Below are 13,222 nucleotides of genomic sequence, written 5' to 3'. Positions count from 1 at the left end.
TATATTGTCAAGTTTAAAAGGCTAACGAGGTTTCTCTCTACATCATTATATGTTGATGTCCGTTTTCCGGCAAAGTACTTTTTTGTTTTTAAACAAGGGCTTTAAGGAAAGTTTGTTTTCTTAATTGACCAAACTACGGGTATTTTCTATAATAAGAATCCTTATTATGTCGGTCAAAAATGAATACAAAAAACTATGGAGGAAAACACTTTGCACACTGAACAAAAACAAAAAAGCAGCCACCCGACGCCTCATGGCCATGGTGATCATCCGGAAACAATCAGACAGACGTATGATCGTATGAAACATGATACATCAGGTAAATCTGCAGTTGAATATATGAAAAATATGAAAAATCAGTTAAGGCTTGTGTTTTGGGAGACGACTGTCGGCTGTAATCTGGAGTGTATACATTGCCGCAGGCTTGATGTAAGTACTACTCTTGCAAAAGACGATATGTCTACAAAAGAAGCCTTTGAATTTGTTGATGCTATCGTGGAGGTGGGCAATCCAATTTTGGTATTGAGTGGGGGAGAGCCTCTCTTTCGTCCGGATATCTTCGATATTGCAAAACATGCGGTAAGCAAAGGGCTAAGCGTTGCATTAGCTACAAATGGTACACTTGTTGAAGACGATGTGGCAAGAAAAATTGTTGATGCAGGCATTGCCAGGGTTTCTATCAGCTTTGATGGCGCAGACGAAAAAACGCACGACGATTTTCGAAAAATACCCGGTTCGTTCAAGCGTTCAATGGAAGGCTTTAAAAGATTGAAAAATCTGGGCATGAGTATGCAAATAAATTGCACGATTGCCAAACATAATGTTGAACAAATAGATGATATGTACAAATTGGCTTTAGAGCTGGGTGCTGATGCGCTACATGTTTTTATGCTGGTGCCTGTGGGTTGCGGGGTTCAGATTGCGGATGATCAAATGCTTCATCCCGCCAAATACGAAGAAGTACTCAATCATTTCTATGATTTATCAAAAGAAGCAAAAATTCAGACGAAGGCTACCTGTGCGCCGCATTATTTTCGTATCATGAGAGAACGGGCAAAAGAGGAAGGGATTACAATATCTCCCCAAACCCATGGTATGGCTGCGATGACAAAGGGGTGTTTGGCGGGTACAGGCGTTTGTTTTGTTTCCCATAAAGGGGAGGTTTTCCCCTGCGGTTATTTGCCCGTCGAAGCGGGACATGTAAAGAAACAAAAATTTGCAGATATCTGGAAAAATTCTCCGGTATTTGAAAAGCTGCGAAATCCGGATTTATTAGAGGGCAAGTGCGGGGACTGTGAATACAAAAAAGTCTGCGAAGGGTGCAGGGCTCGTGCATTTTACGATACAGGAAACTATTTGGCGGAAGAACCATATTGTATTTATCAGCCGAAACTTACGCGTACAAACGAAAATTAGACCTTAGCGGCCACTTCGTTTTTGACGAGGTTTAATCCAAATATTTTATGCACTGCATTTAATGCCCGTTCGGCGTGAGCTTCATCGATTATGCAGGATATTTTTATTTCAGAGGTACTAATCATCTGTATGTTAATTTTTTCTTCAGCAAGGATACTGAACATCTTTTCCGCTACACCACAATGGCTCCGCATGCCTATCCCTACTACGGATAGTTTAGCGATTTTGTCATCGTATAAAACCTCCATTGCCCAGAGGTCCTTTTTTATCTTTTCTGCAGTTTCCAGCGCGTTTTTCAAATCACTTCGCGGTACAGTAAACGTTACGTCAGCGCGTCCTTCGACACTTGCGTTTTGAATGATCATGTCCACATTAATATTTTTTTTCGCGATCTCGTGAAATATTTTTGCCGCCTGGCCGGGAACATCAGGAATAGACCTGATAGTAATTTTTGCATCGTTTTTGCTGACGGTTGCACCGCTTACAACAATGTTTTCCATATCATCAATCTCCTTACATATCAATGTTCCTTCAGAGTTGTTGAAACTTGAGCGAACGTATAAAGGCACATTGTATTTTTTTGCAAATTCTATCGAGCGCGAGTGCATTACCTGGGCGCCCAGGCTCGCAAGCTCTAAAATCTCATCATACGAGATTTTATTGAGTTTTCTGGCATTTGGCACCTTTCTTGGGTCGGCGGTATAAATTCCATCCACGTCCGTAAAAATATCACATCTGTCCGCATGCAGAATAGATGCGAGGGCGACTGCCGTAGTATCAGAACCGCCTCTTCCCAGGGTGGTTATGTTTTCATTTACGTCAATGCCCTGAAAACCCGCTACAATAACAATGGAGCCATTATCTAATTCCTTGCGGATTCGGTCTGCATTGATGTTGCGGATGCGCGCCTTCGTGTGAAAACTATCCGTAACGATACCCACCTGACCACCGGTAAATGATATTGCAGGATACCCAAGCGCATGAATCGCCATTGCCATGAGGGCAATAGAAACCTGTTCGCCCGTTGATAATAACATATCCATTTCGCGTGTAGAAGGTTTATCAATAATTTCATTTGCAAGTTCAATAAGTTCATCAGTTGTTTGTCCCCTCGCAGAAACAACAACAATCACTTTATTCCCGGCATCATATGTTTCTGTAACTCGCCTGGCAGCAGCCTTTATGCGTTCAGCATCAGCAACAGAAGTACCGCCAAATTTTTGAACAATTAGTCCCATGAGTCGCTCTTATGATAAAAAATGTAATGGTGAATATAGTATTACCCTGTAAAAACATCTTTCTTTTGTAAGTTTTTCTTTGTGCCCATAGTGTTTCGTGGTTAAACTCTTTTTGATTGCGGCTTTGTGTGCTATGAATAGCTAAAAGAAAATTTTTATCAAGATTATAAAAAGAGTTAAACAAAGTCAAATCATTTTTAACGATAATAATAGCCAATATTTTAACTGTAGAGAACATAGTACCTTATCAGTAATTTCTTTACATTTTCCGGCAAAATATTTAATGATCCTTTCTTCAGTCGGCAGTTGACCAATGACTAATGACTAATGACTAATGTTGGGAAGCGTTGTTGTGCGTCTCTGCATGGAGCGAAAAAATTGACGGAAAAAGTGTGCTTTATGGTAACTTTTCAATAAGTTGAGGTTTTAATAATAATTTCAATCTCAATTTGCCGACTGTAGATTGTCGATTGCCGACGGTACAGTTTATGGAAGAGTTCTACCGCAGGCTTGCTAAGCAGGCAAAATTCTTTTATAGTTATGCACATGCTGATTCATATTAAGAATACAAGCAGAAAAAACCATGTAACAATTTTTCCCGGAGGCATGCCAAAATGAGCAATCAACCGAACAAAGTTATTTATTCCATGAACAGTGTGAGCAAGTTTTATGAAAAAAAACCCGTATTAAAAGACATCTCGCTTTCCTATTTTTACGGCGCTAAGATTGGCGTGCTTGGTTTAAATGGTTCGGGAAAGAGTTCTCTTTTACGCATAATGGCAGGAGTAGACGAGAATTATAACGGACAGGTAACGCTTTCACAGGGATATACGGTAGGATTTCTTGAACAGGAACCCTTGCTTGACGAAACAAAAACGGCGCGTCAGATTGTGGAAGAAGGCGTCCAGGAATTGGTAGATCTCCACAATGAATATAACCGTATAAACGAACAATTTGCAGAACCAATGTCAGGCGATGAAATGAATGCTTTGATAGAAAGGCAGGGGGCGGTTCAGGAAAAGATTGACGCGCTTAATGCCTGGGACCTTGATTCCCGGCTTGAAATGGCAATGGATGCGCTACGTTGCCCTGAGGGAAATACACCGGTAAAGATATTATCAGGTGGAGAAAAACGGCGTGTGGCGCTTTGCAGATTGCTCTTAAAAAAACCGGACATCCTGCTTTTGGATGAACCGACGAACCACCTCGATGCTGAAACGGTTGCCTGGCTGGAGCAACACTTGCTGAAATATGAAGGAACAGTGATTGCTGTGACGCACGACCGGTATTTTCTTGATAATGTCGCCGGCTGGATATTAGAACTTGACCGCGGATATGGTATACCATGGAAGGGTAACTATTCTTCATGGCTTGATCAAAAACAGAAAAGATTGCAACAGGAAGAAAAACAAGAGACTGAACGGCAAAAGACATTGCAACGCGAGCTGGAATGGATCCGGATGAGTCCGAAGGGACGGCACGCAAAATCAAAGGCGCGAATCAATTCTTATGAATCATTGCTTGCGCAACAAACCGAGAAACAAATAAAAGAACTGGAGATTTACATCCCGCCAGGACCGAGATTGGGGAATTTAGTTATTGAGGCGGATAAGGTTTTCAAATCATACGGAGACCGTATTTTGATAGAGAATATGACGTTTTCACTGCCGCGTGGTGGAATTGTAGGCATCATTGGCCCTAACGGTGCCGGGAAAACTACATTGTTCCGGATGATTACCGGACAAGAGAAGCCGGATAACGGAACAATCAGGATAGGGGAGTCGGTAAAACTAGCATATGCAGACCAGAGCCGTGAAACCCTCGATCCGAATAAAACGATATGGGAGACAATATCCGGCGGTAACGACATAATTCAAATCGGCAGCAGAGAGGTCAACTCACGCGCATATGTGGCGCGATTTAACTTTTCAGGTGCGGATCAGCAAAAACCGGTGAACGCTATTTCCGGAGGGGAAAGAAACAGGGTGCATCTTGCCTGTATGTTAAAAGAAGGCGCAAACGTCCTCCTGCTCGATGAACCAACAAATGATCTTGATGTAAATACCATGCGTGCCCTCGAGGATGCGTTGGAAAACTTTTCCGGCTGCGCTGTGGTGATAAGCCATGACCGCTGGTTCCTTGACAGGATTGCCACCCACATTCTTGCTTTTGAGGGGGATAGCAAGGTTATCTGGTTTGAGGGAAACTATACTGAATACGAGGAAGAGAGAAAAAGACGCATTGGCTCCGCCTCCGACCAGCCTCATCGCATCAAATACAGACACTTAACACGGGCATAATACCAACAACTTTAACCTGTGGTAAGCCAGAACCAAATTATCTTGATTTTATATATATTATGAATATAAAAGTTATTAAACAGCTATTATAAGCCTGATTCTTGCCAAACAACAGGAAAAGCATCGCGACAAAGGCAAACCTCGGGTGTGAAGATTTACAAAAAATCGGGAATACGCCCATTGGCATTTATACCTTTATATCAAAATTTAAAGTGTCGCCAGGTTTAATTTCATATATCTTTTCGCGGAAACAAATTTTCGTTATTATGTCTCTTTCTTTGCTTGAGGTAATGGCCAATGCATCCGGTGTTATGTTGATATCAAACCAGTTCCCCCTATACTTTATCTTTAACATGAGTCTTTGCAAACCTTCAGGAATTTTCGGATTCAGATGGAGCATCTCATCACAGAATGCTATACCTGTATAGCACTGCTGGAGAATATCAACAGTCCCAGCCATTGCGCCCAGATGTATGCCTTCGTGTGTAGTGCCTCCCTGTATATCCGAGATATCGCTTTCCAGTGCCTTATTAAAAATATTCCATGATCCCGTACGATCTGACCTGGCAAGAACCCACGATAGGACAATATTGCTGAGGGTAGAACCGTTAGAGCATCGCTTAAGATAGTATTCTATGTTCTTTGGAATAATTTGTGGATCAAAATCGTATCCCATTTCTTTAAAAAGTTCGTGCAGTTCCTCTGCAGAAAAGAGATAAAAAAGCATGAGTACGTCCGCTTGCTTTGAAGCCTTATAGCGGTTGGTTGTATCTCCTTCCGCCTCCAGAATACGGTCAAGACGCTGTATATCTCCATATTTTTTGATATAACCATCCCAGTCGAATTCAGCTAACTCATTGTATCCCTCGAACTGGCTGATTATGCCATCATCATGAAAGACAACCTTCATTTTATGGATAATGTCCTGCCACTGTCCGATCTCGGTTTTCTCCAAGCCAATTATTTCCAGAAGGTCATACCTCCTTTTAGGGTTCAGCTTGTTGAGGGCTTTAATAGCAGTACGCAATACCCAGACGGTCATCACATTTGTATAGGCATTGTTATTCAGCCCAGGTTTTTCAGCGTCAGGATATTTATCATGATATTCGTCAGGCCCCATGACACCGAGTATTTCATAGCGGTCTATTTCTCTGTTATAAGAGGTGAGGCTTGACAGAAATCTGGCGATTTCAAGAATCATTTCCGTGCCATATGTAGCCATAAATTCCAGATCTTCTGTTGTTTCGAAGTACTGCCAGACGTTATACGCTATAGCTGCATTTACATGGCGCTGGAGGTGTGTGTTGTCCGGAAGCCAGCGGCCTGATTTGGGATTAAGATGAAGCTGTTGTGTTTCCTCCCTTCCGTCGCTTCCGCTTTGCCATGGATAGAGTGCGCCTCTAAATCCCGCCTCTTGAGCGGCAATGCGAGATCTGTTTAACCGCCTGTATCTGTAAAGCAGCAGAGCTCTGGTAAGCACTGGAATTCTCAAATTGAGATATGGAAAGATAAACAACTCATCCCAGAAAATATGCCCCCTGTATGCCTCTCCGTGCCAACCCCTTGCAGGTACACCTATATCCAGATCAATCGAGTTTCTGGAAACCGTCTGTAGCATATGAAATATGTGCAGGCGGAGAATCATCTGTGTACGGTCATTGTCCGCTATCTGAATGTCGCATTTGTACCAGAGATGGTTCCATTCCATAGCATGGCGCTCGAATAATTCTTTGAAATTGCCGGTATGCCTGAGAGCTTCAACAGCATCCTGAGCAGGTTCGGAAATGGCAAAGTCTTTAGATGCATAAAAAGAAACAATCTTTTCAATTGTCACAGGCGTATTATTTACTGCCTCAATAAAAAATTCCTGAGCAATATAGCCGGGCTCTTCAACAGGCTTTCTTTCAACTTCTATCTGTTCACCCTCAATATAAACACGGGTTCTTGCAGCCTCTGCCACACGGATATGAGATTGATTGGTCTCTACAAGCAGATAAATTATGTCATTATCGGCTTTTCCGCTTTTTACAGGCGCAAGATGTTTGCTGTTTAACTGCTTATAACGTTCAACTCCTGCATTGATAATAGTTCCGTCCATGGCGGAGAGTATTTGAATACGCCCTGACCAATTCTCAGGTATGATTGTAATTTCAAGCGCTGCAAGATGCATATTTGCCATATGTACAAAACGCCGTTGAATCAATGTTGTTTCGCGATTTTGTCTATCTCTGAATCTCACTGTTCTTGAGAGAATGCCCTCTTTCATGTTGAGTTCCTGCCGATAGGAAAGAATGTCGACGGTCATCAGATTAAACCAGTCGCCGCCTTCAGGCCGGAATTTCGTGAGTAACCAGTTTGGCATATTCACCAAGTCTTCATTTTCTACTACACGGCCTGCAATATCAGTTTTCAACCGGTTATAGCCTCCAGCGAGATAAGTACCGGGATAATGAATCTCGTCAGCCTCAGATTCCGGCGAGGTACCACGTGTTGCGAAATATCCGTTTCCCAGTGTACAAAGGGCTTCTCTGAGGCTTTCCATGGAAGGTTTAAAGTCTTCATATAAAAGTGTCCAGTTATTCATGGCCACCTCCTAATGGAATAAGTTTCAAAAGGAATTTGCGTACCTCTTCCGGATTCTTAAGACTATAAGAAGCCGCCGTCTCATAGGGTTCGTCCCAGACAACAATTCCGATACCACTGCCTTTGAGTGTCCAGAATGCGTCTTCATCGGTCACATCATCTCCTATATAAAAAGGCAGTACGTCGTCTCCGTCAAGCTTCAATGCTTTTAATAAGGTAAGCAGGGCCTTTCCCTTGTGCCAGTCAATATCCGGCTGTAGTTCGAATATCTTTTTTCCGTATGCCTTTCTAAGTTCAGGATAGACGGAAGCCACTTTATCCACAATCTCATCTACAAGTTCGGCTTTCTCCGGAGTTACAAGGCGATAATGAATGGCAATAGCGAATTTTTTCCGTTCCACAAACACACCTTCTATTGAGCGGAGCTTTTCGGAAAGTTCCTTCTCTGCTTTATCGAGAACAGGCAGAAATTCTGCCCCTGCCTGACTCTTTATGTTTAATCCCTCTGGCCCCGCAATATCAAAGCCATGGCTTCCGGCATAGACAAATGAGTCTATTTCCACCTTCTCCTGCACATCTTTTAGATCGCGACCGCTTATTATTCCTACCGTACAATTATTGGAAAGTTTTATCACAGCCTCCCGCATGTCTTCTGCCATAATAGCTTTGTCGGGTGTTTCAACTATAGGGGTTAGAGTTCCGTCGTAGTCAAGAAAAACGGCAATGCGTTTGCCCCTTGCCTGATTGGCAATATCATCAATGCTGTCCAGTGCGGAAGGCAGGCCATGAATTACTTCAATATCGTTCCTGACGCCGATTTCAGAGAGGTCTTCAACTACTACATCAGCTCCGTTTTCAAGCAGCGATTCTTTATCGCCTGTCCGTGCCACACCAACCACAAGCCTGAATTTGCCGGCTTTTCCTGCTTGAACACCTGAAATAGCATCTTCAATCACAACCGCACGTTCAGGTTTCGCCTTTAACTGTCTTGCTGCCTCAAGGAAAATGTCCGGAGCAGGCTTACCTTTAATGCCAAGAACTTCAGAATCCAGTCCATCCACCCTGACGTCAAACAGGGATGAAAGATTTGTTGAATCAAGGATCATGGCGCAGTTTCTACTCGAGGATATTATGGCTGTTTTGCAGCCTTGTTTTTTCAAACTATGTATAAAATCTATTGTCGAATCATATACTTCAGCGCCATGGTCTCCGATGTGTTTCAGGAAATATTCATTCTTTAATTTGCCCAGGCCGTGGATAGATTCTGTGCCGGGCAAATCATCTGGTTGTCCTTCGGGCAGATTAACACCCCTTGAACGGAGGAAACTCCTCACGCCATCAAAACGTGGTTTGCCATCAACATAAAGGCGGTAATCTGCGTCAATATCAAAAGGTTGAAATGGCTTATTATTACAGGCAGCATATTGGGAGAGAAATTCATCAAACATCTTTTTCCATGCATCTGCATGCACGCTTGCCGTATCGGTGACCACTCCGTCAAGATCAAAGATTACCGCATCAAAGTCTTCCCTTGATATTGTGTATGCCGATTTTTTGTGAACCATCGAAGCACCTCCGGTTTGCTTTAAGTTTCCGGGACTTATTACTTTCCTTCTGATGCAGATGTTCCGGTTATATTTTGCTGCCGGTATGATTGCAGGTTCGTAAGGCAGAATATCAATTGACCGTGTCATTTCCCGATGATTTGGACATAACGGGCAATGCCGTTTCTGGTTATGAGTCCCTGTATAGATGCCCCTTTCTTAACAACCAACCTCCCTGTATCTTCCCTCAGCATCGATTCAAGGGCTTTTATTGCCTCCGCTTCGGCGGATATTTCCCATTGCTTTTTATGTTTCAGATAAACTTCCCTGACTCTTGTATCTTCAAAAGCGTTTTTAGGTATGCCTTTTATTTCTTTCAGGGTTATTATACCAAGATACTTTCCATCCTCTACTACAGGGAAACCGCCGTAGCCATATTTCAGAAAGTAATTATTCACAACCTCCTCAAGGCTAAGGGAAGGACTTACGTTAATCAGGTCCCTCACCATTAAGTCTTTGACTTTAACGCCAAAAAGATATTCCTGAAGCGCTGACTGCTGATAACTTGCCTGGGCTGCCGTAAAGAGAAACCAACCAATAAGCATCAGCCACAGACCTCCCGGCACTCCTGTAAAAAGAGAAAACAACCCGAAAAAGACAAAAAACAGGGCAATCTTCCTCCCGACGCCAGCTGCCTTTTGCGTCGCAGAAAAAAAGTTCTTATTCTTACTCCACAAAATAGCTCTCAAAACCCTCCCCCCATCCAAAGGGAAACCCGGAATGAGATTAAATATCCCAATAATCAGATTGATTTGTGCCAGGTATATAAAAAGCGTCTTCATGCTTCCTGATACACCCATAGAAATAAAGTAAAACAAAGCGTACAAAAAAAAACTGGAAAGAGGCCCTGCAATAGCAATATTAAATTCAGCCCTTGGGTGGGGTGGTTCACTTTTCATCCTGGAAACTCCACCAAAGATAAAGAGTGTTATGCTCTCTATGGAAATTTTGTACCTCTTTGCCACAATGCAATGGGCCAGTTCGTGAAAGGCTACGGAGGCGAAAAGTAGAAGGGCTGCAAGGGCGCCTTTTAGCCAGTAAGATGTCACAGGTAGGTCAGGAGCTGCCTTTGGAAAGTATAAAGTTGACAGAGACCATGTAATCAAACCGAAGACGATAAACCACGTAAAATGCACTCTTATTGGAATACCCATTACCGTACCTATCTTCCATGCCCCCTGTAATGATCCGTTCATGTTTTTCTCCTTTCATCTGTTTTTAAATTATTCAACCCAAAATACGCTTACCGCATCTCTAATCTTTTTCAATGTTAAATGCAATAATAATTTTAACCTCCTGGCTACTATTATAGCGTAATATAAACTACCGAGGACGAAGGATGACGGACGAGAGACGACGGATATCCTTCGTTTCTCGTCTCTCGCTCTTACGTTTTTCAAAAAACCAAAGTGTTACAAAATATTTTAACCATTCGTTTTGTAAGTAATGTGCAAGCGTATTGTGCTTGCATTGAATTTTCTTTTGACCTATACTGATTTTTCGCAACAGGTCCGTTTTTTTAAAATACTACAATAACGCCATTATCAGCGGTGTAGCGGCGACGGATGAATTGCTGCTACATAAAGTATTACCAGTATTTCAACAAGTAATACGATAATAAATGAGTATGCATCCCATGTTACTACAAAAAGAAATCAATAAAGGTGAGATTGTATCGATAAGAGGAAGTATTGTGGACGTTCGCTTTCCAGGAAGAGTCCCTCCTATTCATAATGAACTCAGGGGAGAATTGGGAAATGTAAAATACGTAATCGAAGTAGTGATTCATCTTGATCGTGAAACCGTTCGTGGAATAGCGCTAACTCCCACAGGGGGATTATACCGGGGGTTTATATTGACCGACATGGAACAAACGTTAAGGGTTCCCTTGGGAAAAGAATTACTTGGGAGAATGTTTAATGTTTTTGGTGAAACTATTGATAATGGAGAACCTCTTCGTGATGTTGTGTGGAAGTCCATATACCAGCCAACGATTTCACTGTCCAGCCGTTCCGTTTCTACAGAGATTTTCAGTACGGGAATTAAAGCAATCGATGTGCTTGCACCTCTTGAGAGGGGAGGAAAAGCAGGGCTTTTTGGAGGCGCCGGGGTTGGAAAGACAGTGCTTATTACTGAAATAATTCATAAAGTCATGGGGATTTACGGCGGAGTAAGCTTCTTTTGCGGTATAGGTGAACGGTGCCGCGAGGCTGAGGACCTTTTTCGGGAAATTAAAGCTGCCGGGGTTTTGGATAATACGGTAATGCTCTTTGGGCAAATGAATGAACCGCCAGGCGCGAGATTTCGTATAGGGCATGCGGCGCTTCGAATGGCTGAATATTTTCGGGATGAAGAAAAACAGGATGTGTTGCTCCTGATAGATAATATTTTTCGTTTTATACAGGCAGGTTCCGAGGTGTCGGGGCTTTTGGGGCAGTTGCCTTCCCGCGTAGGGTATCAACCTACATTGGGAACGGAACTCTCTGAACTACAGGAACGAATTTGCAGCACCTCTTCTGGGTCAATTACTTCTGTTCAGGCAGTGTATGTGCCTGCGGATGATTTTACAGACCCTTCTGCGGTTCATACGTTTAGTCATTTATCTGCCACAATCGTGTTGTCGCGAAAAAGAGCCAGCGAGGGTCTTTATCCAGCGATTGACCCGTTGCAATCGGGGTCAAAGATGCTTATGCCGCATATTGTTGGAAAGAAGCATTATCAGATTGCGCGCGAAATTTTAAAAATATTGGCAAACTATGAAGAACTCAAAGATATTATCGCTATGCTGGGTCTGGAAGAACTTTCTCCGGAAGACAGAAGGACGGTATATCTTGCCAGAAGGCTTGAGCGATTTTTTACACAACCCTTTTTTACGACTGAGCAATTTACCGGGCATAAAGGAAAAACAGTCGGCATTGAGGATGCATTGGAAGGATGTGAGCGGATTTTGAATGGAGAGTTCGATTCATTTCCGGAAAGCTCACTTTACATGATTGGCGGAATTGATGAAGCAAAGAAACCATGAAACTAAAAGTACTGCTTCCTACTGAAATATTTATAAACGAAGAAGTTGAAAAGGTCGTTGCGGAAGCGGATAATGGATATTTCTGCTTACTGCCCCGCCATGTAGATTTTGTATCTGCTCTTGTTCCGGGGCTTTTAATATACGAGCAGGAAGGACGCGAAGTATTCCTTGCTATTGATGAAGGGATTCTCGCAAAATGTGGCGCCGAGGTACTTGTTTCCACAAGAAATGCCGTTCGTGGCCCTGACCTTGGGAAATTGAAAGAAACGGTGGAAAATAAATTTCGTTCAGATGATGAACGAAAGAAAACCGCTCGCTCCGCTGTAGCAAAACTTGAGATTAATTTTGTACGGCAATTTATTGAACTTGGTGAAAGCAGACATGGTTGACCCTGCACAAAAGAAAGAGGATGATGTATTAAAAAAATTCGTTGTGGAAGTAGGGAAAAAAGAATCGCGTAAAATAAAAGGCAGGAAAGAATCGAAGTCCAAATCGTTTTGGTTTGGCATGGGCATGTCGGGGATCATAGGCTGGTCGATAACTATTCCCACATTACTTGGCATAGCACTTGGTATCTGGATTGATAAAAAATGGCCGTCGCCTGTGTCATGGACGCTTACGCTTCTTAGTGTTGGCATAGCAATTGGTTGCCTGAATGCGTGGCGCTGGATAAAAATGTCCGATAAAAATGATTAATGTGAATCTTGCTTTACTGTTAAATATATCTGGAACAAAGGGGAATAATGATTATGGTAAATGATATATTTACGCTTGCCACTGCACTTGCAGTTGGAATGGCGGTAGGTTTGCTGAATTTTGCCGGCATGTGGAGTACCATACATTATCTTCCAATAATAAAATACCCCTCCGCACTGATTATGCTAAGTTATATTATACGCATGGCGATTGTTCTGGCTACATTTTATTTCATCATGGATGGCCGCTGGGAACGATTACTTGTGTGTTTAGTGGGGTTCTTTATTGTACGACGAGTATTGGTAAAACGTTTTCTTCCCGAAGGGTCCAAGATGAAGATGACATACCATTCAAAATAGT

At 42.6% G+C, this 13,222-nt stretch carries 10 protein-coding genes; 6 read left to right on the top strand and 4 right to left on the bottom strand.

Annotation, left to right across the window (positions count from 1 at the left end; genetic code table 11):
• Positions 1-339 precede the first annotated feature (339 nt).
• Positions 340-1,416, top strand: a complete 1,077-nt coding sequence (locus tag KSMBR1_RS19035; RefSeq protein WP_099327125.1) for a radical SAM/SPASM domain-containing protein — start codon at positions 340-342, stop codon at positions 1,414-1,416.
• On the opposite strand, the gene KSMBR1_RS19030 is transcribed toward KSMBR1_RS19035, so the two are convergent.
• A complete protein-coding gene (locus KSMBR1_RS19030; protein ID WP_099326722.1) occupies positions 1,413-2,654 on the bottom strand; it encodes an aspartate kinase in 1,242 nt (413 codons plus the stop codon). The two genes, KSMBR1_RS19035 and KSMBR1_RS19030, sit on opposite strands and share 4 nt — an antisense overlap.
• Before the next feature lie 614 nt (positions 2,655-3,268).
• On the opposite strand from KSMBR1_RS19030, the gene ettA reads away from it, so the two are divergent.
• Positions 3,269-4,954 carry an energy-dependent translational throttle protein EttA gene (gene ettA, locus KSMBR1_RS19025; RefSeq protein ID WP_099326721.1) on the top strand — a complete coding sequence of 562 codons (1,686 nt, stop codon included), beginning with the start codon at positions 3,269-3,271 and terminating at the stop codon, positions 4,952-4,954.
• A gap of 187 nt (positions 4,955-5,141) precedes the next feature.
• Here the strand turns inward: ettA and KSMBR1_RS19020 are convergent, their stop codons facing one another.
• The 3 genes from KSMBR1_RS19020 to KSMBR1_RS19010 all read right to left on the bottom strand — a co-directional run bounded on the left by KSMBR1_RS19020 (position 5,142) and on the right by KSMBR1_RS19010 (position 10,337).
• Positions 5,142-7,538: a glycoside hydrolase family 65 protein gene (locus tag KSMBR1_RS19020; RefSeq protein ID WP_099326720.1), complete on the bottom strand. Its 2,397-nt coding sequence runs from the start codon at positions 7,536-7,538 to the stop codon at positions 5,142-5,144.
• Complete coding sequence (gene otsB, locus KSMBR1_RS19015; protein ID WP_099327124.1) at positions 7,531-9,102, bottom strand: trehalose-phosphatase; 1,572 nt, start codon at positions 9,100-9,102, stop codon at positions 7,531-7,533. The genes KSMBR1_RS19020 and otsB overlap by 8 nt, the downstream gene beginning before the upstream one ends.
• A gap of 125 nt (positions 9,103-9,227) precedes the next feature.
• Entirely contained in the window at positions 9,228-10,337 is a 1,110-nt protein-coding gene (locus KSMBR1_RS19010) for a site-2 protease family protein (RefSeq protein WP_099326719.1), read from the bottom strand.
• Positions 10,338-10,777: 440 nt separating this feature from the next.
• Between KSMBR1_RS19010 and atpD the strand changes: the two genes are divergently transcribed.
• From atpD to KSMBR1_RS18990, 4 genes are read left to right on the top strand one after another with little or no spacing between them, the layout of a single operon-like run.
• Positions 10,778-12,166 (top strand): F0F1 ATP synthase subunit beta, encoded by a 1,389-nt coding sequence (gene atpD / locus KSMBR1_RS19005; RefSeq protein WP_169702823.1) that lies wholly within the window; start codon positions 10,778-10,780, stop codon positions 12,164-12,166.
• Complete coding sequence (locus tag KSMBR1_RS19000) at positions 12,163-12,555, top strand: F0F1 ATP synthase subunit epsilon (RefSeq protein WP_099326718.1); 393 nt, start codon at positions 12,163-12,165, stop codon at positions 12,553-12,555. Before atpD ends, KSMBR1_RS19000 begins: the two co-directional genes overlap by 4 nt.
• Complete coding sequence (locus KSMBR1_RS18995) at positions 12,548-12,862, top strand: AtpZ/AtpI family protein (protein WP_099326717.1); 315 nt, start codon at positions 12,548-12,550, stop codon at positions 12,860-12,862. Before KSMBR1_RS19000 ends, KSMBR1_RS18995 begins: the two co-directional genes overlap by 8 nt.
• 53 nt (positions 12,863-12,915) lie before the next feature.
• On the top strand, positions 12,916-13,221 hold the full coding sequence (locus KSMBR1_RS18990; protein WP_157820735.1) for an ATP synthase subunit I: 306 nt from the start codon (positions 12,916-12,918) through the stop codon (positions 13,219-13,221).
• Position 13,222: the final 1 nt, after the last annotated feature.

The sequence above is a fragment of the Candidatus Kuenenia stuttgartiensis genome, from assembly GCF_900232105.1.
Taxonomy (GTDB): domain Bacteria; phylum Planctomycetota; class Brocadiia; order Brocadiales; family Brocadiaceae; genus Kuenenia; species Kuenenia stuttgartiensis_A.
The sequence above is the reverse complement of the archived record's forward strand: the minus strand, read 5'-3'. Positions and strand labels throughout refer to the sequence as shown.